The sequence below is a fragment of the Actibacterium sp. 188UL27-1 genome (assembly GCF_016901225.1).
GTDB lineage: Bacteria > Pseudomonadota > Alphaproteobacteria > Rhodobacterales > Rhodobacteraceae > 188UL27-1.
The window spans coordinates 44,964-69,604 of the sequence record NZ_JAFEUL010000006.1 but is presented as its reverse complement, the minus strand read 5'-3'; the positions used below and the strand labels follow the sequence as shown (position 1 = coordinate 69,604).

The 24,641-nt window shown below is 59.9% G+C and carries 27 protein-coding genes and 1 other RNA gene; 17 read left to right on the top strand and 11 right to left on the bottom strand.

What is annotated here, in order from left to right:
- Positions 1 to 60 precede the first annotated feature (60 nt).
- Positions 61 to 2,847 carry an Rne/Rng family ribonuclease gene (locus IU397_RS09880; RefSeq protein WP_204412924.1) on the top strand — a complete coding sequence of 929 codons (2,787 nt, stop codon included), beginning with the start codon at positions 61 to 63 and terminating at the stop codon, positions 2,845 to 2,847.
- Positions 2,848 to 2,930: 83 nt separating this feature from the next.
- Here the strand turns inward: IU397_RS09880 and IU397_RS09875 are convergent, their stop codons facing one another.
- Positions 2,931 to 3,161 (bottom strand): sulfurtransferase TusA family protein, encoded by a 231-nt coding sequence (locus tag IU397_RS09875; RefSeq protein ID WP_204412923.1) that lies wholly within the window; start codon positions 3,159 to 3,161, stop codon positions 2,931 to 2,933.
- Positions 3,162 to 3,287: 126 nt separating this feature from the next.
- Here IU397_RS09875 and IU397_RS09870 point away from each other — a divergent pair, with 126 nt between their 5' ends.
- Positions 3,288 to 4,040 carry a cytochrome c biogenesis CcdA family protein gene (locus IU397_RS09870; RefSeq protein WP_204412922.1) on the top strand — a complete coding sequence of 251 codons (753 nt, stop codon included), beginning with the start codon at positions 3,288 to 3,290 and terminating at the stop codon, positions 4,038 to 4,040.
- A 193-nt stretch (positions 4,041 to 4,233) separates the two neighbouring features.
- Here the strand turns inward: IU397_RS09870 and IU397_RS09865 are convergent, their stop codons facing one another.
- The 8 genes from IU397_RS09865 to IU397_RS09830 all read right to left on the bottom strand — a co-directional run bounded on the left by IU397_RS09865 (position 4,234) and on the right by IU397_RS09830 (position 9,881).
- Positions 4,234 to 4,473 carry a ribbon-helix-helix domain-containing protein gene (locus IU397_RS09865; protein ID WP_204412921.1) on the bottom strand — a complete coding sequence of 80 codons (240 nt, stop codon included), beginning with the start codon at positions 4,471 to 4,473 and terminating at the stop codon, positions 4,234 to 4,236.
- A gap of 211 nt (positions 4,474 to 4,684) precedes the next feature.
- Complete coding sequence (locus tag IU397_RS09860) at positions 4,685 to 4,867, bottom strand: DUF4169 family protein (RefSeq protein WP_204412919.1); 183 nt, start codon at positions 4,865 to 4,867, stop codon at positions 4,685 to 4,687.
- Positions 4,864 to 6,255, bottom strand: coding sequence for a class II fumarate hydratase (gene fumC, locus IU397_RS09855; protein WP_204412918.1), 1,392 nt, complete (start codon positions 6,253 to 6,255; stop codon positions 4,864 to 4,866). Before fumC ends, IU397_RS09860 begins: the two co-directional genes overlap by 4 nt.
- 64 nt (positions 6,256 to 6,319) lie before the next feature.
- The gene (locus IU397_RS09850) at positions 6,320 to 6,781 is read right to left on the bottom strand and encodes an SspB family protein (protein WP_204412916.1); all 462 of its coding nucleotides are present in this window, start codon (positions 6,779 to 6,781) and stop codon (positions 6,320 to 6,322) included.
- A gap of 75 nt (positions 6,782 to 6,856) precedes the next feature.
- Positions 6,857 to 8,158, bottom strand: a complete 1,302-nt coding sequence (chrA, locus tag IU397_RS09845) for a chromate efflux transporter (RefSeq protein ID WP_204412915.1) — start codon at positions 8,156 to 8,158, stop codon at positions 6,857 to 6,859.
- Positions 8,155 to 8,856: a rhodanese-like domain-containing protein gene (locus IU397_RS09840; protein WP_204412914.1), complete on the bottom strand. Its 702-nt coding sequence runs from the start codon at positions 8,854 to 8,856 to the stop codon at positions 8,155 to 8,157. Before IU397_RS09840 ends, chrA begins: the two co-directional genes overlap by 4 nt.
- Before the next feature lie 252 nt (positions 8,857 to 9,108).
- Positions 9,109 to 9,458, bottom strand: a transfer-messenger RNA (tmRNA) gene (ssrA, locus tag IU397_RS09835).
- 54 nt (positions 9,459 to 9,512) lie between these two features.
- Positions 9,513 to 9,881, bottom strand: a complete 369-nt coding sequence (locus IU397_RS09830) for a DUF4345 family protein (protein ID WP_204412912.1) — start codon at positions 9,879 to 9,881, stop codon at positions 9,513 to 9,515.
- 112 nt (positions 9,882 to 9,993) lie between these two features.
- Between IU397_RS09830 and IU397_RS09825 the strand changes: the two genes are divergently transcribed.
- The 10 genes from IU397_RS09825 to IU397_RS09780 all read left to right on the top strand — a co-directional run bounded on the left by IU397_RS09825 (position 9,994) and on the right by IU397_RS09780 (position 19,443).
- A complete protein-coding gene (locus tag IU397_RS09825) occupies positions 9,994 to 10,779 on the top strand; it encodes a DUF2182 domain-containing protein (RefSeq protein WP_204412910.1) in 786 nt (261 codons plus the stop codon).
- A gap of 75 nt (positions 10,780 to 10,854) precedes the next feature.
- The gene (locus tag IU397_RS09820; RefSeq protein WP_370541654.1) at positions 10,855 to 11,502 is read left to right on the top strand and encodes a DUF1326 domain-containing protein; all 648 of its coding nucleotides are present in this window, start codon (positions 10,855 to 10,857) and stop codon (positions 11,500 to 11,502) included.
- Entirely contained in the window at positions 11,499 to 12,014 is a 516-nt protein-coding gene (locus IU397_RS09815) for a DinB family protein (RefSeq protein ID WP_370541649.1), read from the top strand. Before IU397_RS09820 ends, IU397_RS09815 begins: the two co-directional genes overlap by 4 nt.
- Positions 12,015 to 12,048: 34 nt before the next feature.
- Positions 12,049 to 12,261, top strand: coding sequence for a hypothetical protein (locus tag IU397_RS09810; protein ID WP_204412906.1), 213 nt, complete (start codon positions 12,049 to 12,051; stop codon positions 12,259 to 12,261).
- A gap of 13 nt (positions 12,262 to 12,274) precedes the next feature.
- The gene (locus tag IU397_RS09805; protein ID WP_204412904.1) at positions 12,275 to 13,378 is read left to right on the top strand and encodes a dimethylsulfoniopropionate demethylase; all 1,104 of its coding nucleotides are present in this window, start codon (positions 12,275 to 12,277) and stop codon (positions 13,376 to 13,378) included.
- 82 nt (positions 13,379 to 13,460) lie between these two features.
- Positions 13,461 to 14,447, top strand: coding sequence for an acryloyl-CoA reductase (acuI, locus tag IU397_RS09800; protein ID WP_204412902.1), 987 nt, complete (start codon positions 13,461 to 13,463; stop codon positions 14,445 to 14,447).
- Between the two features lie 206 nt (positions 14,448 to 14,653).
- Entirely contained in the window at positions 14,654 to 15,880 is a 1,227-nt protein-coding gene (locus IU397_RS09795) for an aminotransferase class V-fold PLP-dependent enzyme (protein WP_204413345.1), read from the top strand.
- A 42-nt stretch (positions 15,881 to 15,922) separates the two neighbouring features.
- Positions 15,923 to 17,344: a deoxyribodipyrimidine photo-lyase gene (locus IU397_RS09790; RefSeq protein ID WP_204412900.1), complete on the top strand. Its 1,422-nt coding sequence runs from the start codon at positions 15,923 to 15,925 to the stop codon at positions 17,342 to 17,344.
- Positions 17,345 to 17,409: 65 nt separating this feature from the next.
- The gene (locus tag IU397_RS09785) at positions 17,410 to 18,189 is read left to right on the top strand and encodes an SDR family oxidoreductase (RefSeq protein WP_204412898.1); all 780 of its coding nucleotides are present in this window, start codon (positions 17,410 to 17,412) and stop codon (positions 18,187 to 18,189) included.
- A 147-nt stretch (positions 18,190 to 18,336) separates the two neighbouring features.
- On the top strand, positions 18,337 to 19,443 hold the full coding sequence (locus IU397_RS09780; RefSeq protein ID WP_204412896.1) for an ABC transporter ATP-binding protein: 1,107 nt from the start codon (positions 18,337 to 18,339) through the stop codon (positions 19,441 to 19,443).
- Here the strand turns inward: IU397_RS09780 and IU397_RS09775 are convergent.
- Complete coding sequence (locus IU397_RS09775; RefSeq protein ID WP_204412895.1) at positions 19,397 to 20,125, bottom strand: YafY family protein; 729 nt, start codon at positions 20,123 to 20,125, stop codon at positions 19,397 to 19,399. The genes IU397_RS09780 and IU397_RS09775 overlap by 47 nt on opposite strands.
- Positions 20,126 to 20,345: 220 nt before the next feature.
- Here IU397_RS09775 and IU397_RS09770 point away from each other — a divergent pair, with 220 nt between their 5' ends.
- From IU397_RS09770 to IU397_RS09750, 5 genes are read left to right on the top strand one after another with little or no spacing between them, the layout of a single operon-like run.
- A complete protein-coding gene (locus IU397_RS09770) occupies positions 20,346 to 20,579 on the top strand; it encodes a twin-arginine translocase TatA/TatE family subunit (protein WP_204412894.1) in 234 nt (77 codons plus the stop codon).
- Complete coding sequence (tatB, locus tag IU397_RS09765) at positions 20,554 to 21,063, top strand: Sec-independent protein translocase protein TatB (protein ID WP_370541653.1); 510 nt, start codon at positions 20,554 to 20,556, stop codon at positions 21,061 to 21,063. Before IU397_RS09770 ends, tatB begins: the two co-directional genes overlap by 26 nt.
- Positions 21,060 to 21,662: a twin-arginine translocase subunit TatC gene (locus IU397_RS09760; RefSeq protein WP_204412890.1), complete on the top strand. Its 603-nt coding sequence runs from the start codon at positions 21,060 to 21,062 to the stop codon at positions 21,660 to 21,662. Before tatB ends, IU397_RS09760 begins: the two co-directional genes overlap by 4 nt.
- A gap of 3 nt (positions 21,663 to 21,665) precedes the next feature.
- Positions 21,666 to 22,598, top strand: coding sequence for a twin-arginine translocase subunit TatC (locus tag IU397_RS09755; protein WP_204412888.1), 933 nt, complete (start codon positions 21,666 to 21,668; stop codon positions 22,596 to 22,598).
- Positions 22,595 to 23,434: an ATP-binding protein gene (locus IU397_RS09750; RefSeq protein WP_204412886.1), complete on the top strand. Its 840-nt coding sequence runs from the start codon at positions 22,595 to 22,597 to the stop codon at positions 23,432 to 23,434. Before IU397_RS09755 ends, IU397_RS09750 begins: the two co-directional genes overlap by 4 nt.
- An 18-nt stretch (positions 23,435 to 23,452) precedes the next feature.
- Here IU397_RS09750 and IU397_RS09745 read toward each other — a convergent pair whose 3' ends face one another.
- The gene (locus tag IU397_RS09745; RefSeq protein ID WP_204412884.1) at positions 23,453 to 24,628 is read right to left on the bottom strand and encodes a peptidoglycan DD-metalloendopeptidase family protein; all 1,176 of its coding nucleotides are present in this window, start codon (positions 24,626 to 24,628) and stop codon (positions 23,453 to 23,455) included.
- Positions 24,629 to 24,641: the final 13 nt, after the last annotated feature.

The window sequence follows — 24,641 nt, the reverse complement described above, 5'->3', positions numbered from 1 at the left end:
ACATCTCACACGCGTGCTGGCCCCGCCCGGGGCCGGTGCTTTGAGATGTGATTGGATCACATGCCTAAGAAAATGCTTATCGATGCCACCCACGCCGAGGAGACGCGCGTGGTTGTGGTTGACGGAAACAAGGTTGATGAGTTCGACTTTGAAACTGTAAATCGGCGCCAGCTTGCCGGTAATATATACCTCGCCAAAGTAACCCGTGTCGAACCGTCCCTGCAGGCGGCCTTTGTGGACTATGGCGGCAATCGCCATGGTTTTCTCGCTTTCTCGGAAATCCACCCGGATTACTACCAGATTCCCGTCGCCGACCGAGAAGCCTTGCTGGCCGAAGAACGTGCTTACGCCAAAGAGGCTGAAGAGGACGAGCCTGAAAAGAAACCGGCCCGCAAGCGCAGGTCCACCAAGGCCGCCAAGAGCGCTGACAAGGATGCGGTCGAAACCCGCGATGTCGCCTCATCTGAGTCCGGTGGGATCAGTGGAATGGATGTGGTCGATCTTGACGATGACACTGACAATGACGACCCGGTAGCGCCGATCGAGGTTGCTGAAGACGGTGCGCCAGCCGCCGCTGATGACGAAACCAAACCCGAGGCCGCCGCAGCAGAGACTGAGGCAGCGCCGGAAACAGAGGCAGAGATCCAGGAACCTGCACCTGAGGAAGGGACGGATGCGGTCGCTGAAAGCGATACCGCTACGGCCGACGCTGATCTCGTCGTCGCTGAAGGACCCGCATCCACCGACACGCCCCCAGGCGAGGATGACGACGCAGACGCCCAGGTTCTGGATGCCAGCGAACGGGACGAGAGCATCGAATCCGTGGCCGATGAGGATGTCACCGAAGAGATCCGCCCCCGCCGCAAACCCCGCGTGCGTCGCTACAAGATCCAGGAAGTTATCAAGGTCCGTCAGATCCTGCTGGTTCAGGTCGTCAAGGAAGAGCGCGGCAATAAAGGTGCGGCCCTCACCACATATCTGAGCTTGGCTGGCCGCTACTGCGTTTTGATGCCGAACACGGCGCGTGGCGGGGGCATCAGCCGCAAGATCACCAACGCCGCCGATCGCAAAAAGCTGAAGGACATCGCAGGCGAGATCGACGTGCCGGAAGGCGCAGGCCTGATCGTGCGCACCGCTGGTGCCAAGCGGACCAAGACAGAGATCAAGCGCGATTACGAATATCTGCAGCGCCTCTGGGAGCAGATTCGCGAACTGACGCTGAAATCGATGGCGCCTGCGCCGATCTACGAGGAAGGCGACTTGATCAAACGGTCGATCCGCGATTTGTACAATCGCGATATCGATGAGGTTCTGGTCGAAGGCGACAAAGGCTACCGGACGGCCAAAGACTTCATGAAAATGATCATGCCGTCCCACGCCAAGAACGTGAAGCAGTACCAGGATCCGATGCCGCTTTTTGCGCGGCACCAGGTTGAAAGCTACCTCAGCGGAATGTTCAACCCGACCGTTCAGTTGAAATCGGGCGGCTATATCGTCATCGGCGTGACCGAGGCGTTGGTGGCGATTGATGTCAACTCCGGCCGAGCCACCAAGGAAGGTTCGATTGAGGAAACGGCGACCAAGACCAATATGGAAGCGGCCGAGGAAGTGGCCCGCCAATTGCGCCTGCGCGACCTCGCCGGTCTGATTGTGATCGACTTCATCGATATGGAGGATCGCCGGAACAACGCCAAGGTCGAAAAGCTGTTCAAGGATAAGCTCAAGACCGACCGTGCACGGATCCAAGTGGGCCGCATCTCGGGCTTTGGCCTGATGGAGATGAGCCGCCAGCGTTTGCGTCCGGGTATGTTGGAATCGACAACCCAACCCTGTCCGCATTGCCATGGCACCGGTCTGCTTCGGTCCGATGACAGCCTTGGCCTGACGATCCTGCGGCAACTGGAAGAGGAGGGAACGCGTCAGAAAACGCGTGAAGCTCTTGTGAAGGCGCCCGTGGGCATCTGTAATTTCCTGATGAACCAAAAGCGTGATCACGTGGCCCAGATCGAAGCGCGCTACGGGTTATCCGTTCGGATCGAAGCGGATCCGCATTTGATCAGCCCGGATTTCAGCATCGAGAAGTTCAAGACCGCGACCCGCGTCGTCGTTGCCACAGCGCCGGTGATCTCTATCGATACGTCTGACATGCCGGATGTTGAGGAGGAAGTTGAAGACCAGGCCGCTCCCGAGGCGGCTACCGAGGCTGCCGACGAAGGGGACCAGCCCAAAAAGCGCCGTCGTCGCCGTCGCCGTCGCCGGGGTGGTTCCGGCAATGGCGCGGATGCAGAGACACAGGCCAACGATGACACGCAGGACGCTGCCGACGGCGATGCCAACAAGCCTGCTGCCGAGGCCGAAGACGCTCCGGCGGATGCGGGTGGCCCAACCGAGGCTGCTCCGGAGCCAGTCGCGGACGCGGAAACCAGCGCCGAGGATGCGGAGAAGCCAGCCAAGAAACCGCGCCGCCGCACCCGTGCCAAAAAGACCGAAGACAAACCGGAGGTCGTCGAAGGGGAAGCCACCGCTGGTGAGGAGGCTCCGGCGCCGAAAAAGCGCACCCGGACCCGCAAGCGCAAGACGGAAGCTGAGGCCACGGAAAGTACACCGGCAGAGCCAGCACCAACCAAGGCCACGCCCACCAGTGTTGAGGCCCCCGAAGTGGAAGCTGAGCAGCCTGCACCTGAGGTCGTTGCGGAGGTGGCAGACGTCAAACAGCCAGAACCCATGGCCGAAGCGGTTGTCAGTGAACCGGCCCTGGCTTCCGCTCCGGTCGAGGTTGCGGTAGTGCCCGAGCCGGAGAAACCGGCCAAGCCAAAGCGAAAGGGCTGGTGGTCACTCGGCCGTTAATCTGATCATACACCCAACAGAAAGCCGTGGATTATATCATCCGCGGCTTTTTCTTTTTGAGGGTGGATCGGCGCTGTGGGCTTTCAGGCGGATTTGCGGATCAGGAAGGTGGCGATACCGTCCGCCTCCTGTTGATCGAGCAAATCATGGCCAGCCTCGGCACAGTAGTGGGGCACATCAATCAGCGCCGCAGGATCATCGGTCGCCATGCGAAGCACTTGCCCCGCCTCCAGCGCTGACATGCGCTTGCGCGCCTTCAAAACGGGCAGGGGACAAAGCAGCCCCAAAGCATCAAGTTCGGCATGGTATGTCATAGCGTCGATATTTAACTGGCCGTGTCTCGATTTCCTAGGTGACATAAACAGCACGTCAATGTGACAGCTGTTAGAGTGACCTTGGCCGGATCATTGGTTATCAGAAGCTCGGGGCTAGGAGCGGACATGTTCGGATTCGACATTATCGATGCAGGCTTATTGCCTGCCATGGCGGTTGCTCTGATGGCGGGGATCATCAGTTTTTTAAGCCCCTGCGTACTGCCTATCGTGCCGCCTTACCTTGCCTATATGGGTGGCGTCAGCATGTCAGACATGCAGGACAGTCAGGCCGACCGGCGCAAGGTGATCATCACGGCGCTGTTTTTCGTGATGGGTCTATCGACCGTCTTTCTGTTTTTGGGCTTCACCGCATCGATCTTTGGTCAGTTTTTTTTGCAGAATCAGGGGTATTTCAACCTGTTTGCTGGCATCCTGGTGATGGGGTTTGGTGGTCATTTTGTCGGGATCTACCGGATCCCTTTCCTGGAACGTGAGGCCCGCCTGGATGCGGGCGACCGCGGGGGATCTGCCCTTGGGGCCTACGTTCTGGGCCTGGCCTTTGCCTTTGGCTGGACCCCGTGTATCGGACCCCAGCTGGGTGCTATCCTCAGCCTTGCCGCATCGGAGGCCAATGTCGCAAAGGGCACGACCCTATTGGCGATCTACGCCGCCGGATTGGGTATCCCGTTTCTGTTGGTGGCGATATTCTTTCCCCGCCTGACCGGTTTCATGGCGTGGATGAAGCGAAACATGGACCGGATCGAGCGCGTTATGGGCCTGCTCTTGTGGACGGTCGGCCTTTTGATGATCACCGGTGGGTTTTCGCAGTTCGCCTTTTGGCTGCTTGAGGTCTTTCCCTGGATGGCCGCTATCGGCTGATATGTCTGCATTGGGGCAGGATCACGTAAGCGGAGGCTGTCGTCGTCTCATGCCTTACCCCCGATTATAGTATCGATTTTGCAACAGGAAAATGCCCCGACCGATCCAAAGATCGTGGGGCATCTCAAGTGACATGCGCGGCGCAGGTCCCATAATCCCTGCCTTCTGCCGGGATGAGACCTGCGCAGGTATTCTACGCCTGCTGCGGCATGCACTTCCGCTGGAAATGGGCCAGCACATAAAGACGGATGGCGGATGCCAGTCCGGTATTGGTACCCCGTTCCCGGTCGATCCGGGCGGCCAGCGCATTCAGCGCCAAACCTTCTTCGGAGGCAATGTCTTGAAAGGCGCGCCAGAAGGGATCCTCCAGCGAGACCGATGTACGATGCCCAGCCAAGGTGAGGGAGTGTTTGCGAGGACGGCTCATTTCCATGATGGTCCGCCTGACTGCCTCATCAGCATAGAATCGCTTAGAACGCCAAGTTGCGTTTTTTCAGCTTTTAATTGCATTTTTCTTACCCGTGCACTTCTTCCCGTATGCATACTAACAACAAATCTGTCCTTAGTGCGGCGATGATCAGGAGTGTTTGGGGTAACGTTTTGTTAGGATATCGACATAAAAATAGGTGAATTGTTTCGGAAAACTAGTTGTCGGGTCTCAGATTTTGTTGATCAAGATGCTTTTGCAATGATTCGCGTGCCGCATCGTCGGTTGCTTTCTGAGCTTTTGTTCTGCCGTGAATAACGGCGTTTTCGTCCGCTTTCTGGCGTTTTTCCTGCCGCGCCCTGGCTTTTCGGGCGCGGTTCAGATTGATGGGTTTGCTCATTTCGGCCCGACCATGTGTTCGGGCCGAACAACCTCGTCGAACGTCGCTTCGTCGACAAAGCCCAGTGCAATGGCCTCTTGCTTGAGTGTCGTGCCATTTTTATGCGCGGTTTTGGCGACCGTGGTGGCGTTGTCATAGCCGATGGTCGGGGCCAACGCCGTCACAAGCATCAGGCTTTCCCGCATCAGTTTGTCAATCCGGGTTGCGTCGGCCTTCAGACCAACAACGCAGTTATCCGTAAAGGCCACTGCCGCATCGCCCAGTAATTGCATGGATTGCAGCACGTTATAGGCCATCATGGGTTTGTAGACGTTCAGTTCGAAATGGCCCTGGCTACCGGCAAAACCAACAGCAGCATCATTGCCCATCACATGGGCGCAGACCTGGGTAAGCGCCTCGCATTGCGTTGGATTGACCTTGCCGGGCATGATGGAGCTGCCTGGTTCATTTTCGGGCAAGACCAGCTCACCCAGGCCACAACGCGGCCCGGAGCCAAGCAACCGGACATCATTGGCAATCTTGAACAGGCTCGCAGCCACGGTTTTCAACGCACCCGACATCTCGACCATGGCATCATGGGCCGCCAGCGCCTCGAATTTGTTGGGTGCGGTGACGAAGGGCAGGCCAGTGATCTCTGCCATATTGGCAGCAACGTCATCGGCCCAGCCAGGGGAGGTGTTCAGACCTGTGCCCACGGCGGTGCCACCCTGGGCCAGCTCATAGATCCGCCCTAGCGCTTGGCGCACCCGGGCAATGCCCATGGCAACTTGATGGGTGTAGCCAGAAAATTCCTGGCTTAACGTCAGGGGCGTCGCGTCCTGGGTATGGGTCCGCCCGATTTTGATGATACCGTCGAATTCCAGAACCTTCGCCTCCAGTGCGGCGTGGAGCTTCGCAAGCCCGGGCAAGGTCACGTCATGGGCGGTCGTGGCGACGGCAATATGCATCGCCGTCGGGAACGTATCGTTCGAGGATTGCCCCATATTGCAATGATCGTTCGGGTGAACCGGTGATTTCGAACCGACCTGGCCGCCCAAAGCCTCAATCGCGCGGTTCGCGATGACCTCGTTGGCATTCATGTTGGATTGTGTGCCAGACCCGGTCTGCCAAACGACCAGAGGGAAATTGTCATCAAGCTTCCCCGCGACAACCTCGGCGGCAGCCGCTTGAATGGCATCACCGATATTGGCGGGCAGCTTCCCCGACGCTGTATTGGCCTTGGCGCAGGCTTGTTTGATGACACCCAGCGCCCGAACGATTGCGACCGGTTGTTTCTCCCACCCGATGGGGAAGTTCTGGATTGAGCGCTGGGTTTGTGCACCCCAGTACTTGTCGGACGGAACCTCCAACGGGCCGAAGCTATCGGTTTCTGTGCGGGTCTGAGACATGGCTTCCTCCGGAACTGGGTCGAGAGCCATGTAACGATACGCCCCCATGGGGGCAACTGCAGGTTTATTTGCGGAAGCTGTCGAGGCTCACTACCTCGGCCTCGCTTTCCTTTTCGGGGGCCTCGGCTTCGACCATGGGCGCTTCGTCGGTTTCGACCGGGGTCTCGCCGTCATCCTGGCTTTCGAACCGCAGACCAAATTCCACGGACGGGTCCACGAAGGTTTGGATCGCGTCATAGGGGATATACAAAGGCTCTGGGTTGTCTCCGAAATTCAAGGTAATGGCAAAGCCTTCATCCTGCACCATCAGGTCCTGAAACCAATGCTGGATCACAACGGTCATTTCATCGGGATAGCGGTCGCGCAACCAATCCGCCAATCGCACATCCGGATGCGTCGTCTGAAACGTCACAAAGAAATGGTGCGCGCCGGGCAGACCATCCTGCGCCACGATGGACAGCACATTCTGGATAAGCCCCCGCATCGCATGGTGCATCAACTGGCCGTATTTGATGGTATCCGCCATTGGAAAAGGTCCAAACCTCTTTAAAGTGTGTTGACCATACGCGCTTTTGGCGGGGCAATGATAGCCCCGCCTCCGTTAAAAAAATGTGCCCGTTATGCTGCCCAGGATCCACAACAGCGCGGCTCCGCCGATGGAAAGCGCCGCAAGGACGACGGGGAGCGATACTCTCAGCCTCACCAGCAGAAACCAGGCCACAACACCCAAGACTGCGGCGGTGAGGTCCAGCGTGGCAATGTTAGGGAAAATGACATCGACTGGTCCCGCTTGCCACCGCCCCACATCGGCAAAAAACACATGGGCCGCAAACCAGAGTGACAGATTGGCAATCACGCCCACCACGGCGGCCGTGATCCCGTCAAGCGCGCCTTTCAGGCGGGGCTGGTGGGTGATCCATTCTATGTATGGGGCGCCGGCAAAGATCCAGATGAAGCATGGCACGAACGTGACCCAAAGCGTGATCGTTGCACCGGCCAAGGCAAAAACCCACCCTCCCTCTGAAAAGGCGGCCAGCGTACCCACGAATTGTGTGACAAGAATGAGTGGGCCGGGTGTCGTTTCGGCAAGGCCCAGCCCGTCCATCATCTGCGCGGTGGTGAGCCAACCGTAATCCTGCACGACCTGCTGGGTCATGTAGGTCAGCACTGCATAGGCCCCGCCAAAGGTGACCACGGCGAGTTTTGAAAAGAACAACCCGATCTCCGTCAAAAGACGCGCGTCGAACGCGAAAGTCAGGATCAGGGGGAGCGCCCAGATTGCGGCACCGAGTGCGACAGTTCGGGCCGTTTGCGCAGCAGATATCGCAGGCGGTGCAATCACATCCGTTGTAGTCCCGCGCGCCGTAGAGACACCCCAGGCGGCGGCGGCGACAATAACCAGCGGAAAGGGTAGGCCAAAGGCAAACAGCGCCAGAAAGGCTAGGATCGCCACGATCCATGCGGTGCCAGACCCCAAGGCCCGCCCAGCCACCTTTGCCAGCGCTTGGAAGACCACGATCAGGATCGCAGCCTTGACCCCCAGAAAAAGCGCCTGAACCAAAGGGAGGTTGCCATAACTGCCGTAAATCAGGGCAAGGGCCAGCATCACTACGGAACCCGGCAACACGAACAGGCCGCCGGCGATCAAACCGCCCGTCATTCCGCGCAGACGCCAACCCGCATAGGTCGCCAGCTGCATTGCCTCTGGCCCCGGCAAAAGCATGCAAAAGCTGAGCGCGCCCAGATATTGTCGCTCGGTCAGCCAAGGACGCTCCTCGACCAGTTCCCGGTGCATCAAGGCCATTTGAGCGGCTGGCCCGCCAAAGGATAGCAGCCCGATCCGCCCGAAAACGCGGGTAACATCGGTCAGGTCTGGCTGTTGGGTGGATGTCTGCCCTGTCATGCCGCTGCGCCCTCTGTCTGGTCAACCGCCCAAGTATATGCGCGATCAAGCAACGGAAATGTGGCAGCCAGGGTTGCAGTATCCAGTTCCGTGGGATCGGCCGCGGTGCCAAAGATCCACGGCGTGGCCCGGATAGCGGTCGCAAAGCGATCAAATAGCGGCTGATCCAACATCAACTTGGTGCGCAGGGCAGCAAAACCACCTTCGGTCGGGCCAAACGGCGCGGCTTGGAACAGGGATGCGACATTTGGCAAGTCCACCGGCGAAACGATCATCAGGTGGGCTTCGATATCAAAAAAGCGCCGGATCATCCACGCGCATAACGTCGTGTCACGGGCGTCGCCATGTGCCGTGGCCCACCGGCGATTGGCTGGGCAGACCGCCACGGGGATCCGCGGCAGGCCCGCACGATCCCAACCCTCGTTGCCTCCCTCCAGAACCGCGGCTTGATAGCCAGCATCGCAAAGTAAGGCGGCAGCACCCATGCTTAGCTTTTTGCCTTTTTGGCAGACAACAGCGATCGGTCGGTCTCGTGGCAGATCGGCGTCTGCGACGCGGTCATGGGCCAAACGTCGGGCCGTCGGTATAAGGCGGGGATCATTGGTGAAATCCGCATCGATGCACACATCTAAAACAACAGGAGGCGCGTCACGAGCGATCCCGGCAAACAGATTTTCGGGTGATAGGGTCCCAATCATTGCATCCCTCCATAGCGTAGGGATGCGAAACTTGGGCGACCGCCTAAGGGGGTGTTCGCACAGACCCCGGGGGGGGACATTTGATGATTTTCGCGGTTCGTGTCAATCATGCGGGAGCGGTGGCATTGGGCGCGCCGCAGCATACGCGGGTCACCCACAACGTCCAACGGGTGCATATTTCAACAAGTGCTCAGTTGCCCAAATCGGTATCCACAATTCGGGTGTGTCTGAGTTCAACACACAAATATTAAAAATGCAGGCTTCTGTTGCCAGGTGCCTGCGAACCCCGCCTAACCTTGCTAGAGGCTAGGACTTAAGATTTGGTCTTGCGCACTGCTTAGGCAGCGAGCGCAACCGGAGCTTTGTTGTCATTAGCAACTATAAAGCTTGAGCCGGTAACGGTGGCGTCCTGCCGAGCAAAAGCTAACCCCTTTAGACGTCCGTCGATCCTATTTCGGCCCCAAGATCCTGCTAATGAAGGATGTTTGGTGGAGCCGCCGGGTACCGCCCCCGGGTCCGATCCGCTTATTACGGGCGCGTTTATCGCCATAGTCCCGAAAGACATTATCTAACTACGTATTGAGGCTACAAAATTCAAGACCAACTATCGGATTGGCGGTATTTCTCTTCGGACGTTTCTGGTTCAACAGATTGAATTAGATCGCCGATACTGCGCCCCAATTTGCAAGGATCAACCAACCTGCCAGGGCGGCTTCAATCGCAAAATAGGTCCACACTTTCATTTTGGGTGGGTCATCCAACAGGGCAGATGATCCACGCCCGACAGTTGCGCCAGCATAGGCCACTCCCATCATGAAATAGGCCATGGGCGTGCCAAGCACGATCGCGCCTGCGCCAAGTGCCACGAACAGGCATCCGACCGAGGCGCGTAATTCGGACAGTCCCATCGTTGTGGCGCCGGTCTGCAGATCCAACGCGCTGGCGGTGTAGCGCGGGGCGAGCCAGCCAAAGCAGCCCAACCCGATTGTGATTACGGCGGCAACGATATTCAGTATGTCGATCATGGGGTTCTCCGTTGATGCAAAGGTAGTCCGCCAGTGGGATGGGGCAAAAACTGAGACACCGATTGACAGGGCAGGAACAAAATTCCAACAGTGCGCAAGGGGGGAGGATAATATGCTGAATTCGGCACGCCAAGTACCGTTGCGCTCAGCCCTTTGGCTGGGCTTTTTCGCGGCGATTCTGGCCAGCTGGATTTGGCTGTATGACATGGCGCGGCGCATGGGGCTGGATCTGGTCGGCGCCGTGCGACCCGATGCGATGATGCCCATGGACATGATGCAGGACATGGCACGGTTTTGGCCGCTATTCCTGATGTGGACGGTGATGATGGCGGCCATGATGCTGCCGACGCTGGTGCCGACATTGACGACGTATGATACCCTGATCCACAGCGCCGACGGCTCCCGCCCGGGATGGTTGGGTGTTTTGGCGGGTTATTCGGCTGTGTGGCTGACCTTTGCCGCTGGCATCACGATCCTCCAGCTTTTGTTTGCGCAATGGGGGCTCATCGACCGGATGGGGATCGCGCGGTCCGGCTACATCGCAGCGGCCTTGCTGTTTGTGGTGGGCCTGTACCAATTCACCTGGATCAAGGAAATGTGCCACGGCGTATGCCATGCGCCGATGCACTATTTCCTGGGCCATTGGCGCACGGGTTTTGCAGGCGGCACGCGCATGGGATTGGGCCTTGGCGCCTATTGCGCCGGCTGCTGTTGGGGCTTCATGGCCCTGGGCTTTGTCGGCGGGGTCATGAGCCTGCTTTGGATGGGGCTGGCGACGGTGATCATGGTGCTTGAAAAACTGCCGCAAGTCGGGGCTTATATTACGAAACCCGTTGGCGTGGCTTTGATTGTCGCGGCCATCGGGCTCACCGCCAAGACAAGCGGCATTTTAGGTTGAGGGGGCACAATGGCTGAGGCGACCACGGTAACCAAATCAGACCGTCTTCAGGTGCGCGACAAGATCGTGCAGCAGATGGATAGTGACGCCAAGCGACGCCAGATGAAACCCACGGATTGGGCCATCAAGGGCGAGCTGTTTTTGAATTGCTCCTGCGATCTCTTTTGTCCCTGCGTGGTCTCCCTGGGGAAGCATCCTCCGACCGAAGGGCGCTGCATCGCCTGGATGGCCATTGCCATCGATACGGGCCATTTCGAAGGCGAAAGCCTGGATGGTCTGAATGTCGGTCTGATGGTCGAGATCCCGGGCCGCATGGCCGAAGGCAACTGGAAGGTCGCGGCCTACGTTGACGAGCGTTCAACCCAGAAAGCCTATAACGGGATCCTCAAGATCTTTTCCGGCGCGGCGGGTGGCACGACCGGTCTGTTCACCATGCTGGTATCAGAGATCATCGGCGCCGAACGCGCGCCAGTTCAGATCACCCGCGAAGGGCGCCGCCGCTCCATCACCATCGGACGCAAGATCCAAGGCGAGATCGAGATGATCCAGGGCGCCAGCGACGATCACCCGGTGATGATCAGCAACTCCAAATACTGGATGGGGCCCGATATCATCGCGGCTGTCGGTCTGAAAAGCCGCGTGCGCGACTATGGCCGTGTTTGGGATTTTGGGGGCAAATCAGCTGAGATCTGCCCGATTGACTGGAAAGGGCCGGGGAAGTGATCTCGGTCGACTATGCCCGGACCATGGCGCGCTACAATGCCTGGCAAAACGGTTGGGTGGCAAAGGCTGTGCAGTCCATGAAGCCTGCCGATGTCACAAAGGATCGTGGCGCGTTTTTCGGCTCGATCTTTGGCACGCTCAATCACTTGCTTTGGGGTGACCAAATGTGGCTCAGCCGGTTGGCGGATATGCCGCCACCTGCGGGTAAAATCACGACCGCCCAGGACACCGCCAAACACTGCAAGACCGTCGCCCAATGGGCCGCCGACCGATCGCGCACCGATGGCCAGATCCGCGTCTGGGCCGATGGTTTGCGCCCAATCCATCTGCGCGGTGACCTGACATGGCATTCAGCGGTCGTCGATGGGCCGATCAGCCAGTCAATGACCATGTGCATTGTGACCATGTTCAACCACCAAATCCACCACCGCGGCCAGGTCCATGCGATGCTGACCGCGGCAGGGGTGAAGACGGCAGACACTGATCTGCCCTTCATGCCCGACACGGTGTAGGCCCCCACGATGCCCATTTTGATGGCCGTCCTGATTGGCGTTGCAGGCTTTCTTTGGTGGAGCTGGGGGCGGCACCGTGCCGGTGCTGCCGTTTCAACCAGGCTGGATCGCCTCCTTCGCCGCAAAGCGTGTCGATGGTCCACCGCCGGAAAACGATCCGGCCTTCAAGAATATCGATGTCGCACCTGCGGTGTCACCGCATATTCGCAGACTGGCCGTCCGCCGGTGGATTGTAAACGCTCTTTAAAAGGTGGCCTCTGATGGCGCTTATCTCTCCCTCCCGCCGGTTGCGGCGGACCCCGTTTTCCGAAGGTGTCGAAGCGGCCGGTGTGAAGGCCTACACCATCTACAATCACATGCTCTTGCCCACGGTGTTTGAGAGTATCGAGGCCGACTACCATCACCTGAAAAACCACGTGCAGGTTTGGGATGTCTCGGTCGAGCGTCAGGTGGAACTGCGCGGCCCCGATGCCGGACGCCTGATGCAGATGCTGACCCCGCGCGACCTGCGCGGTATGCTGCCGGGGCGCTGCTATTATGTACCCATCGTGGATGAGACGGGCGGCATGCTCAACGATCCGGTGGCGGTGAAGTTGTCGGAGGATCGCTATTGGATCTCTATCGCCGACAGTGATTTGCTGTTCTGGGTCAAGGGTTTGTCCAACGGCCTGCGAATGGAGGTGATCGTGGAGGAGCCCGATGTGTCACCGCTCGCCATCCAAGGCCCAAAGGCGGATGAGCTGATGGAGCGCGTCTTTGGCGAAAGCATCCACAATGTTCGTTTCTTCCGGTTTGGCCTGTTCCCGTTCGAGGATCAGGAGCTTGTCATCGCGCGATCTGGCTATTCCAAGCAAGGCGGGTTCGAGATTTACGTGGAAGGCGGGCATCTGGGCATGCCGCTTTGGAACACCTTGATGGAGGCGGGTGAGGACCTGAACGTGCGCGCCGGCTGCCCTAACGCGATTGAACGGATCGAAGGCGGATTGTTGAGCTACGGCAATGATATGACCCGCGCCAACACCCCCCATGAATGCGGGCTGGGCCGGTTCTGTGACGTGCAAACCGCCATTGGGTGCATCGGTCGGGACGCGCTGCTGCGGGTGGCGACCGACGAACCCTCCCGCCAGATCCGCCCGATCAGTATCGCCGGAGATCCCGTGCCGGGCTGCGACCGCGTCTGGCCCTTGATGGCCGCATCAAAGCAAGTAGGTCACATCACATCGGCCGCCTGGTCGCCTGACTTTGATACCAATGTTGCCATTGGCATGGTCCGTATGAGCCACTGGGACGAAGGCACGACCCTGACGGTGGTGACACCCGAAGGTGAACGGACTGCGACTGTGCATGAGACATTTTGGATTTAAGCTCTGGTGAGTGTGTGACAAGAACAGGCCCGACATCTCGGGCCAGTTCGATCAATCGGAAATACAACGGGGAGAGACAGGCATGCGCGCACTGATCGTGGAAAAGGATGATGAGGGCAAAACCAGCGCCTCTGTCCAGGATATCACCGAGGACCGGTTGCCCGAGGCAGAGGTGACGGTGGCCGTGGAATATTCCACCGTGAACTACAAAGACGGGCTGTGCATCGGCCCAGGCGGCGGTCTGGTGCGCAACTATCCCCATGTTCCTGGCATCGATTTTGCGGGCACGGTCGAGGCGTCTGGCGATGACCGCTACAAACCCGGCGATAAGGTGGTGCTGACCGGCTGGCGCGTGGGCGAGGCCCATTGGGGCGGCTATGCCGAAAAAGCGCGGGTCAAGGCGGACTGGCTGGTGCCACTGCCCGATGGGCTGACGACGCGACAAGCCATGGCCGTGGGCACAGCTGGATTTACAGCAATGCTGGCCGTCATGGCGCTGGAAGCACAGGGAATGAAAAAGGATCACGGGCCGGTTCTGGTGACCGGTGCCGCTGGTGGTGTGGGCTCTGTCGCGACGGCGATCCTGGCCCATCTGGGATATGAGGTTGCGGGTGTGACCGGCAGACCGGAAACGGTCGATTACCTCAAAGACCTCGGTGCAACGCAAATTGTGGCCCGCGAGGAGATCAACGAAACCGTAAAGCGACCGCTGGAGGGGGAGACCTGGGCCGGTTGTGTCGACGCCGTGGGTGGCGCCATGTTGGCCCGTGTTCTTGGTCAGATGAAATACGGCGCCTCTGTTGCTGCTGTCGGCTTGGCTGGAGGCGCAGCTCTGCCGGCCACGGTCATCCCCTTTCTGCTGCGCGGTGTGAACCTTTTGGGCATCGACAGCGTGATGCAGCCCTATGTCAACCGGGTGGAAGCCTGGAAACGTATCGCAACCGACTTGCCGATGGATAAGCTGGAGGCGATGGTACAGCCCGCAACGCTGGCGGATCTGCCGCAATTGGGGTCTGATATCTTGAAGGGTCAGGTGAAGGGACGGGTCGTGGTCGATATCACGGCCTGATCCTGGTTTTGAACCCGGTGCCGGCCCAACGAAGCGGGCTGGTCGCCCGGCCCCTGTCGCACCCGTCCCAAAAGGGCATTTGGCGGCCACCCGCTGGCATTCTGACGTGGCGTCGCGGTGCAATCTGCACCCCAGCGTCGGTGGCGCGACAATCTGCGTCGCAAGCGAGCCTTGCCTAAAGATGGGGCATGAAGTCTGTCAAATGCATGCAATTGGATACGGACTACGTACGCGCGCAATTTCCGGCCTTTCAGGAACCCGGCCTGCGCAACCTGGCATTCTTTGAGAATGCCGGCGGATCGTTCCCGTGCCGCTATGTAACGTGGCGGCTGAACCGGTTTTACCGGGAACGTAAGGTCCAGCCCTACGGCGCCTATCCGATTTCTGAACTTGCGGGGGGGGAGATGGACGAAGCCCGGCGACGTCTCTCCCTCATCCTTGGTGTGAATTTTGATGAGGTGGCCTTTGGTCCCTCCACCACCCAGAACAGTTACGTCCTGGCCCAGGCCTTTGGGCGGATGCTGACCGTGGGCGATGCCATCGTCGTGACCAACCAGGACCATGAAGCCAATTCGGGCCCCTGGAGGCGGCTGACCGAATTCGGGATTGATGTGCGGGAATGGCAGATCGACCCGGAAACCGGACACCTGAACGTCGATGATCTTTTTCCCCTGATGGCTGATGACAGGGTAAGGCTGGTATGCTTTCCCCATTGCTCCAACGTGGTGGGCGAGATCAATGATGCGGCCCGGCTGGTGTATCACATCCACCGCGCCGGGGCGTTTGCCTGCGTTGACGGTGTCTCCTACGCGCCCCATGGATTGCCGAATGTGGGCCGCATGAACGCCGACATCTACCTGTTTTCTACGTACAAGACCTACGGCCCGCATCAGGGCGTCATGGTGGTGCGCCGTATGTTGGCGGCGCAGTTGCCCAATCAGGGGCATCACTTCAACGGTGGCACTCTTTACAATCGGTTCACGCCTGCCGGGCCGGACCATGCGCAGGTCGCAGCCTGTGCCGGGATCGCCGACTACATCGACAAACTTTACCATCACCACATGAAAGCCGGGCGGGATGCCGGAGCGCGGGGTGTGTGGGTCCATGATCTAATGCGCCAGCACGAAGTCAGCTTGCTTGAACCGCTGATGCATTATTTAGGCGGGCGGAACGATATCCGGATCCTTGGGCCGCGAACGACCCAGAACCGGGCACCGACCGTTGCCTTGGCCCTTGATCGGCCCGGTCTGGAGGTCGCCCGGGATCTGTCACCCCTGGGCATTCTGGCAGGTGGCGGTGATTTCTATGCAGGCCGTCCGCTGCAGGCGATGGGGATCGATCCCGACCATGGCGTGCTGCGGTTAAGCTTTGTGCATTACACCACCGCGGATGAGGTTGACCGCCTGATCACGGCCCTAGATCAGGTTTTGTAACGCGCCGGACCAATCCGGCACGATCAAGAATAGGGGGCATTTATGGGGGAAACATCTCCGATCATCGTTTGGTTTCGGCGGGATCTGCGGCTTGGGGATCATCCGGCCCTGACGGCTGCTTGCGTATCGGGTCGCCCGGTGATCCCGGTCTTCATTCGCGACCATCTGGTGGACGGATTGGGCATCGCCCCGAAATGGCGGCTGGGCGAAGCGCTGGCTGTATTTGCCGACAGTTTGGCCCAGGTCGACAGCCGCCTGATATTTCGCAGCGGGGATGCGCTGGAGGTCCTGCAATCCCTGGTCGCGGAAACCGGAGCAGGGGCCGTCTATTGGAGTCACGGATATTTACCGGATGAAAAGGTCCGCGATGATGCGGTAAAATCTGCCTTGTCCGATGCCGGACTGGAAGCCAAACGGTTTGGCGGCCATTTACTGTTTGAGCCCTGGACAGTCGAAACCAAGACCGGCGGCTTTTTCAAGGTTTACACACCGATGTGGAAATCGGTGAAGGATCGCGAGGTGGCGAACCCGAAATCCCCCCCCTCGCACGTCACGGCACCGCAGGGCTGGCCCGTATCGGATGCGCTGTCGGATTGGGCCTTGGCCGCCGGGATGGACAGAGGTGCCGCAATCGTGCGGGCCTATGGGCAGATCGGTGAAGCGGCGGCGCTCGCGCGACTGGACAACTTCATTGCCAGCAAAGTGGCGGATTATGACACGACCCGAGATGTGCCAGCGGAGGATGGGACCTCTCGGCTCTCTGAAAATCTGAGCCTGGGAGAAATCGGGCCGCGCACCTGTTGGCATGCCGGATATCGCGCCTTGCAGGATGGCAAGCCCGGAGCTGAGACCTTCCTCAAGGAATTGGTCTGGCGCGAATTCGCGTATCACCTCGCCTTTCATACCCCGCGGATCCTGTCGGATAACTGGCGCGAGGAATGGCAGGCCTTTCCCTGGTCGACGGATGAGGATGCGGCTGATGTGATCGCCTGGAAACAGGGTCGCACCGGTATCCCATTTGTCGATGCGGCGATGCGAGAGATGTATGTCACGGGCAAGATGCACAACCGGGGCCGTATGATCGTGGCCTCTTATCTGACCAAGCATCTGATGGTGGATTGGAAGATCGGAATGCGCTGGTTCGAGGACTGTCTGACCGATTGGGATCCCGCCAGCAATGCCATGGGATGGCAATGGTCGGCGGGGTCGGGGCCCGATGCCACGCCCTATTTCCGGGTATTCAACCCGGTGACCCAATTGGACAAATTCGACAAGACCCGCGCCTATGTCGATGCCTGGATCGCGGAAGGGAAATCGAACCCGTCAGAGACTGCGATGTCTTATTTCGATGCGATCCCGCGATCCTGGGGTCTGTCACCAGAAGATGCCTATCCGGCCCCGATCGTATCCCCGGAAGACGGGCGTAAACGTGCCCTAGAAGCGTATCAGAACCGCGATTTCTGATCGATGCCCTACCGGTCAGTGTAGCGGGCTGCTAAGGCGAGCTGGTGGTTTAGCGGGAGATCAGCATGGATTTGGGATTGTCGGGCAAGCGCGCCCTGGTATGCGCGTCGAGCAAAGGGTTGGGCCGGGGATGTGCGGAGGCGTTGGCGGCGGCGGGGGTGACCCTCGTCCTGAACGGGCGCACGCCTGAGACATTGGCACAAACGGCCGCGGCCATCCGGGACACCCATGGCGTTGAGGTGACAGAGGTGGCGGCGGATGTCACCACCGAGAATGGGCAAGCGGCGGTGCTGGAAGCGGCGGGCGATCTAGACATCCTTGTGACCAATGCCGGTGGGCCGCCACCGGGGATGTGGAGCGATTGGACGCGGGATGATTTCATCGCCGCATTGGATGCCAATATGCTGACGCCGATCACGCTGATGAAGGCGGTTCTACCCGCCATGATGGAGCGTGGTTGGGGCCGTGTGGTAAACATCACCTCGCAATCCGTGAAGGCGCCGATCCCCGCTTTGGGGCTGTCAAACGCCGCCCGCACGGGATTGACGGGCTATGTGGCCGGTACATCACGGCAAGTGGCGCCCCATGGCGTGACGATCAACAACATCCTGCCGGGGATCCATGCCACGGATCGGGCCGTCTCGCTCGATACGGGTGTGGTTCAGTCCCAGGGGATCTCCATGGCGGAGGCCCGCGCGCGGCGGGAAGCCACGATCCCGGCGCGCCGTTATGGGACCGCAGAGGAATTTGGTGCGGTTTGCGCCTTTTTGTGCTCTAGTCAGGCGGCATTCATTGTGGGGCAGAACATCCTGGTCGATGGCGGGGCGACCAACGCCACGATCTGATGAGGGCAGGGTGGCCGCGCTCAAGCAGCCTGAAGGCTGCCCTCCCGCGGCCCCGGCCTCCAATGGAGGCCCGGCACCGCATCACCGTCTGCCTTGTGGCCTTGGGGCAGGGTTGCTACATCACCTTAGTCTTTCGCTAGGATTAGAATGCAGCACGTCGCCTCTGTTTCCGCCGCCGCCCCGGCCCGCTTGGAGATCACCGGCTTAACCCGCTTGATCGAAGGGCGTGCTATCGTAGATCAGGTGAGCCTGAGGTTGCGAGCTGGTCAGATCACCTGCCTTCTTGGGCCGTCGGGTTGCGGAAAGTCCACCACCCTGCGCATGGTGGCCGGGGTCGAGCGCCCTGATGCGGGCGCTGTTCACGTCGATGGCACTGTTCTGTCAGACAGCCAGACCCATATCCCGCCAGAGCAGCGATCCATCGGTCTGATGTTCCAGGACTTCGCCCTGTTTCCCCATCTGACCGTTCTGCGAAACGTGGCCTTTGGTCTGACCGGTCGTCGGCAGCACCAGACAGCCCGTGCAACCGAATTGCTGGAGCGGGTTGGATTGGCGCATTATGCCGAAAACTTCCCCCATGAACTGTCGGGGGGGGAGCAACAACGCGTGGCCCTGGCCCGCGCCCTGGCGCCGAAACCCCGGATCATGTTGATGGACGAGCCGTTTTCCGGCCTCGACAACCGGTTACGCGACGGGATCCGGGACGAAACCCTGGCGCTGTTGAAGGAAGAAGGCACTGCTGTTCTGCTCGTCACCCATGAGCCGGATGAGGCGATGCGCATGGCGGATGAGATCGCCTTGATGCGCGATGGGGCGATTGTCCAGCAAGGGGCACCCTATCAGGTTTACACCTATCCGGTTGACAAGGATGCAGCGGCATTTTTCAGCGATATCAACGTGTTGCGCGCCGAGGTTCGCGGTGGGTTCGTAGAGACGGCCTTCGGCGGTTTCCTGACACCGGGCCTGGGCGATGGGGATGGGGTTGAAATCGTTGTGCGCCCGCAGCATCTGACCATCGATTTTGACCGGGCCGGTGTCGGGCCTGTTCCGTCAAAGACCCACGGTGTGCCGGCGCGCGGGATCGTGCAGCGGGCGCGGTTCATGGGATCCGAGAGCCTCGTTGAGTTTCGCATGGACCATGATGGCAGCCTGATCACGGCGACCGTGCCCAACGTGTTCCTGCCCAAGCCCGGCCATGCCCTATGGCTTAGCCTTCGCCGGGATCGGTGCCATGTGTTTCCGGCGGAGGCGTGACAGCCTTGTCCGCCAAGGTGGCAAGGTAGTCGGCATAGCGGCGACCGGGCATATCCGGAAACGACTGGTCCAAGGTTTTCAACTGCTTGATCCGGTCTACGCGGAAGACGCGAAAATCCTGCCGTAACTCGCACCAGGCCGTGCAGGTCCAGACCTTACCCCAATATTCCAGGTTGAGCGGCCAGATATAGCGGCGGGTCTCGATATCATCGGCGGCAAGATAAGTCAGGCTCAGCTTATGGCGGGTCTGCACCGCGTTGCGGATCCCGGGCATCAGGTGAAACGCGTTTGACCCTTCGATGAAGGGATAGACGGCAAAGCCCCAGCCCTCGGGCGGTTTGCGCGTTCCTTCGGGCAAAACCGCATCCACCTTGGAGGACAAGCTTTTGGCGGCGGCCTTCAAATCCGGATCGCCCACTTCTTCGACCACGGCAATGCCAAGATGCAGCACCTCCAACTCCTCGGCTGTGAGGTTGAGTGGGGGCAGGGTGATCTGTGCCGTGATCATGTAGCCCACGCCGCGCTCACCCTGAACCGGCACGCCGGAGGCGACCAGCGTGTCCATGTCGCGGTAGATCGTGCGTTGGGAAACCTCCAAAGTCGCCGCCATATCCTGGGCCTTGTGTAGGCGTCCATCCCGCAGGATCTGGATCAGGGCAAAAAGGCGGTCAGTACGGCGCATGGTTGGATCCCGTGGTTTTGCAGAGTTTATCCTCTACCAACTGACATAAACCTGTCAGTTGAGAAGGCGAAACAGTTCTTTTTCCGCGACGGCGCCGTGCGGGGCGTGATTTCCGGATAAAACCCGGACGATCAGGTTTGAACGGGACCAATCTGCGCCTTACAACTTTGTGCTGAACCGAATGTGAGGCCTTGGACCTCGCGCAGTATGGGAGACGACAATGCTGAACAATATCGGCCTTCCGGGCCTTTTGCTGATTGCCGTAGTGGTGCTGGTCCTGTTTGGGCGGGGCAAAATCTCGTCCCTGATGGGGGAAGTGGGCAAAGGCATCACCGCGTTCAAACGCGGCGTGGATGACAGCAAGAAAGAGATCGAGGACGGCGTGGCTGATGCCCGGGACGTGACGCCCGAGACGGCTGACACGGTCGATACGCCCGAAAAAGACAAAGCCTGACCCAACGGTCGGCCACCCAGCGGGAGGATATGTCATCGGCTGGACCGAGATAATGGTGATCGGCATCGTCGCGTTGATCGTGGTGGGGCCGAAAGATCTGCCCGGGTTGTTCCGCGAAGTAGGGCGGTTCACGGGGAAGGTGCGCGGTATGGCGCGGGAGTTTTCGCGGGCCATGGATGAGGCCGCCGACCAGTCGGGCGTGAACGATATGGCCAAGACGTTGAGGACTGCGAGCAACCCCAAAGCCTATGGCATAGACGCTTTGAAAAAGGCAACGTCGCTGGACGGGGATGACGAAAAACCGGCGCCTGCCAAACCCATGGGGACAGAGACTCAGAAACTGGCCGAGGACCGCGCCGAAGCCGCGCGCAAATTGCGGCAAGAAACCGCTGAACGGGCGGCCGCTCGCAAGGCCGAAACAACTGCGCCCGCTGTTGATCCAGCACCTGCCGCCCCCGCGCCTGAACAAGAGAACAAGGTATGACCATGCCGACGCAGGGCAGCGCCATCGCGCGCCCGAGCACGTTTGGCACAGAATTGGCCAAACGCCTGCTATGGTCCGCGGCGGCTGTTACCGGGGCCAGTATCCTGAGTTTTGCCGTGAGTGGCGCGGCCTTGGACGTATTACTTCATCCGATCAAGACGACCCTGATGGCGCTGGGAGATCCCGATCCGGTCATGGTCTACACTTCACCGGGGCAATACTTTTTGCGATTTGCACAAGTGTCCGTCGTGTTGGGCGTTTTTATGGCCCTGCCGGTCATCATCTACCAACTGGGCGCGGTATTTCGGGTTGGACAGCGTCCCGAGGCCTATCAGGCACCGTGGGGCTATATGATCGTAGCCCCGCTCCTGTTTTTGGCTGGCATCAGCCTTGCGGCATTTGTGCTGACGCCCCAGAGCTTGCGCAACCTTGCCGCCCATCTGGGGGAGCTTACGGCATCGATGGGGCTGGTGGCCGATGGTTTGCAATTGACATTGATCCGGGGCTGGATGCTGGGCCTGTTGGCGCAGATCCCCGTTCTGGCCCTGCTTTGGCACGCGGTTCGCCCCGCCGCACAGCCAGACCTTCGCGGAGAGTAAGCCATGAGTAATGCGACCGATACCGACGAACTCGACGACAGTGCCGCCCCCCTGATCGAACATCTGGCAGAGCTGCGGACCCGGCTGATCCGTTCGGTTGGTGCGTTTCTTGTCGGAATGGTCATTTGTTTTTCCTTCGGCGGCGCGATCCTGGATTTCATGTTGATCCCCATCGAAAAGACGATGCGGGAACTGGGTGATCCCAACCCTGTGATGCAGTACACCGCGCCGCAGGAATACTTCTTTACCTTGGTCCGCATCTCGATGGTGTTCGGGCTGGCCATCGCCTTTCCTGTGATCGCCCACCAGATGTGGCGTTTCGTGGCGCCGGGCCTTTATCGCAATGAAAAGGCAGCGTTCCTTCCGTTCATCATCGCCTCGCCACTCTTGTTCCTGCTTGGGGCATCATTCGCGCATTTCGTGGTCACACCGCTGGCGATGCGGTTCTTCCTTGGCTTTGCGGATGCGGCATCCTTGTTGTCGACGGTGCTGACACCTGAATTGCCGGACGGCTTGCCAGCCACGCCCGAGGCGCTGGTTGTGCCAGAAAACGACACCGGCGTGGATGTCGTGTTCCAGGGTAAGGTGAATGAAACGCTGGATATCACGCTCAAGATGACTGTCGCCTTTGGTTTGTGTTTTCAGCTCCCGGTTCTCTTGACGCTGATGGGCAAGGCTGGGCTCGTCTCGGCCAAGGGGCTGGGTGATGTGCGCAAGTATGCGGTTGTCGGCATTCTATGCCTGGCCGCGCTGGTCACGCCGCCCGATGTGATCACGCAGTTGATCCTGTTTGTTGTGGTCTATGGTCTGTACGAAATCTCGATCTGGCTCGTCGCCCGCGTAGAGCGCAAGCGCAACAAGGAGTTGCGCGAACAGGGCCTGCTCGACGATGAAGACGACGACTGGGCCGATGATGAGGACTTTGACAAGGTATGACCGACCCCGCATTGGAGCGGATCGCCGCCGCACTGGAGCGGATGGCGCCGGCCCCGCTGTCTGCCCCTGACTTCACCGTGGCGGAGGCGTTTGTCTGGCACGTGGCCCCGGATCGGCTGGCGCCTGTAGATCGGGTCAACCGCGTGGATCTGGCTTTGCTTTTGGGGGTGGATCGCAGTCGCGACACCCTGCTGAACAACACGTTGCAATTTGCCCGCGGCCTGCCCGCCAACAATGCCCTTTTGTGGGGCGCGCGCGGGATGGGGAAATCGTCCCTCGTCAAGTCAGTCCATGCCGAGGCCGTGCGCCGTGGCCATGACCTCAAGATTGTCGAAGTGCAGCGCGAAGATCTCCCCTCCATCGGGCGTTTGCTGACGCTGCTGCGTGGGGCAAATCAGCGGTTCGTACTGTTTTGCGACGACCTGTCCTTCAGCCATGACGACCAGCACTACAAATCCCTCAAGGCGGTCCTGGATGGCGGGATCGAGGGGCGGCCTGAGAATGTGGTGTTCTATGCCACATCGAACCGCCGCCACCTGATGCCCCGCGACATGATCGAAAATGAACGTTCCAGTGCCATCAACCCGTCCGAGGCTGTGGAAGAGAAAGTGTCGCTCAGTGATCGGTTCGGGCTGTGGTTGGGCTTTCATCCCTGCAGTCAGGATGAATATCTGGCCATGATCCGCGGCTATTGCGGGGCATATGGCGTTGATATTGCAGAGGATACCCTGCGGGCCGAAGCCATCGAATGGCAAGCCACGCGCGGCAGCCGGTCAGGCCGTGTCGCGTGGCAATATTTCATCGACTTGGCGGGGCGACAAGGCGTGGCACTTTAACAGCGCCACGCAACGCGTTCAATTTCCAATGAATTCCGCGGGGTCGACGGCTTCCAGACCCTTGCGCACCTCGAAATGTACAAAGGACGGGTTGCCATTGCGGACCGTCGCGATGGTCTGACCGCGCTGCACCTTATCGCCCTTCTTGATCTTCAGATTGTCAACCTGGGCATAGACCGTCAGCAAACCACCATCATGGCGCAGCACGACGATCGGCACCTGATCCGTGTCCTGGGTGATCGCGGCAACGGTGCCCGATGCGGCAGCCTTGACCGGTGAACCGGCGGCTGCGGCAATGTCGATCCCTTCGCTTTTACCCTTTTTGAACGCGCGGATAATGTTGCCCGAGGCGGGCGTGGTCATCTTGCCACTGCTGGCCTGGGTTTTGAATTGATCCAGTTTGGGCGAGGGGGGCGTACCCTTCGGCTTGCTCTCGCGCGTCTTGGCGGCGGCCTCGGTCTTTTCTTCAGGCAGCGGCTTCTTCGCGCTCGGGGGCAGGGGGGTCTGGCTGCCGGTTCCCGGCTTGGTCGCGGCCACGCGGCGTTCCGGCGGCTGACCATTGGCCACGGGGATCAGCAGGAACTGCCCCTCGCGCACGCCCAGATCACTGCCAAGCCCGTTCCAATCCGCCAGGGACCGGATGGTCACGTTGTAAAGACGCGAGATGGAATAGGCCGTCTCCCCCCGAACAACCTTGTGGCGCACGGGTTCGTTGCTGGCCGGGGCCGCAGGCGCCGGGGAAGGTGCCGCGGCAGGCGTGGGTTCCGCCCGACGGATCGCGCCATCGGCCAGGGTCTGGATATCGACCTGACCCGCAGGCGCGATGGTGCCCGCGGTCTGGACGACCTGCGGTTCCGCCACGCGGCGCGGCAGGGCCAGGATCTCATCCTCGCGCAGGTTGGCGTTTTCGGGGACACCGTTGAACTTGGCCAGCTCATCCGCCGGCAGGCCGACGCGCCGGGCGACACTTGCCACCGTGTCGCCGCGCTTGGCTACCGCGACCTGATAATTCGGATACGAAATGATGCCGCGATCATCGGCGATGGGGCGGGGACCGGCGGCAATGCCCACCGATTGAGACGTGTCGAACCCGTTGCCCAGGTTCTCTCGCAGGTCAAAGTCAAAGTCGCTGCACGCCGCCAGGGCCACGCAGGACGCGGATAAAATGAATAGACGCGAAACGGCGCGTTGCATGGGCTCTTCCTCA

Excerpts from the sequence above, each read along its gene's own strand:
- IU397_RS09820 (WP_370541654.1), top strand. The coding sequence starts at position 10,855 with ATGGATAGTGACGCCAAGCGACGCCAGATGAAACCCACGGATTGGGCC.
- IU397_RS09790 (WP_204412900.1), top strand. The coding sequence starts at position 15,923 with ATGGGGGAAACATCTCCGATCATCGTTTGGTTTCGGCGGGATCTGCGG.
- IU397_RS09775 (WP_204412895.1), bottom strand. The coding sequence starts at position 20,125 with ATGCGCCGTACTGACCGCCTTTTTGCCCTGATCCAGATCCTGCGGGAT.
- IU397_RS09865 (WP_204412921.1), bottom strand. The coding sequence starts at position 4,473 with ATGGAAATGAGCCGTCCTCGCAAACACTCCCTCACCTTGGCTGGGCAT.
- IU397_RS09825 (WP_204412910.1), top strand. The coding sequence starts at position 9,994 with ATGCTGAATTCGGCACGCCAAGTACCGTTGCGCTCAGCCCTTTGGCTG.
- acuI (WP_204412902.1), top strand. The coding sequence starts at position 13,461 with ATGCGCGCACTGATCGTGGAAAAGGATGATGAGGGCAAAACCAGCGCC.
- IU397_RS09785 (WP_204412898.1), top strand. The coding sequence starts at position 17,410 with ATGGATTTGGGATTGTCGGGCAAGCGCGCCCTGGTATGCGCGTCGAGC.
- IU397_RS09795 (WP_204413345.1), top strand. The coding sequence starts at position 14,654 with ATGCAATTGGATACGGACTACGTACGCGCGCAATTTCCGGCCTTTCAG.
- IU397_RS09745 (WP_204412884.1), bottom strand. The coding sequence starts at position 24,628 with ATGCAACGCGCCGTTTCGCGTCTATTCATTTTATCCGCGTCCTGCGTG.
- IU397_RS09760 (WP_204412890.1), top strand. The coding sequence starts at position 21,060 with ATGACCATGCCGACGCAGGGCAGCGCCATCGCGCGCCCGAGCACGTTT.
- IU397_RS09770 (WP_204412894.1), top strand. The coding sequence starts at position 20,346 with ATGCTGAACAATATCGGCCTTCCGGGCCTTTTGCTGATTGCCGTAGTG.
- IU397_RS09750 (WP_204412886.1), top strand. The coding sequence starts at position 22,595 with ATGACCGACCCCGCATTGGAGCGGATCGCCGCCGCACTGGAGCGGATG.
- IU397_RS09805 (WP_204412904.1), top strand. The coding sequence starts at position 12,275 with ATGGCGCTTATCTCTCCCTCCCGCCGGTTGCGGCGGACCCCGTTTTCC.
- IU397_RS09850 (WP_204412916.1), bottom strand. The coding sequence starts at position 6,781 with ATGGCGGATACCATCAAATACGGCCAGTTGATGCACCATGCGATGCGG.
- chrA (WP_204412915.1), bottom strand. The coding sequence starts at position 8,158 with ATGACAGGGCAGACATCCACCCAACAGCCAGACCTGACCGATGTTACC.
- IU397_RS09875 (WP_204412923.1), bottom strand. The coding sequence starts at position 3,161 with ATGACATACCATGCCGAACTTGATGCTTTGGGGCTGCTTTGTCCCCTG.
- IU397_RS09860 (WP_204412919.1), bottom strand. The coding sequence starts at position 4,867 with ATGAGCAAACCCATCAATCTGAACCGCGCCCGAAAAGCCAGGGCGCGG.
- IU397_RS09830 (WP_204412912.1), bottom strand. The coding sequence starts at position 9,881 with ATGATCGACATACTGAATATCGTTGCCGCCGTAATCACAATCGGGTTG.
- IU397_RS09780 (WP_204412896.1), top strand. The coding sequence starts at position 18,337 with ATGCAGCACGTCGCCTCTGTTTCCGCCGCCGCCCCGGCCCGCTTGGAG.
- IU397_RS09870 (WP_204412922.1), top strand. The coding sequence starts at position 3,288 with ATGTTCGGATTCGACATTATCGATGCAGGCTTATTGCCTGCCATGGCG.
- IU397_RS09840 (WP_204412914.1), bottom strand. The coding sequence starts at position 8,856 with ATGATTGGGACCCTATCACCCGAAAATCTGTTTGCCGGGATCGCTCGT.
- IU397_RS09880 (WP_204412924.1), top strand. The coding sequence starts at position 61 with ATGCCTAAGAAAATGCTTATCGATGCCACCCACGCCGAGGAGACGCGC.
- fumC (WP_204412918.1), bottom strand. The coding sequence starts at position 6,255 with ATGTCTCAGACCCGCACAGAAACCGATAGCTTCGGCCCGTTGGAGGTT.
- IU397_RS09755 (WP_204412888.1), top strand. The coding sequence starts at position 21,666 with ATGAGTAATGCGACCGATACCGACGAACTCGACGACAGTGCCGCCCCC.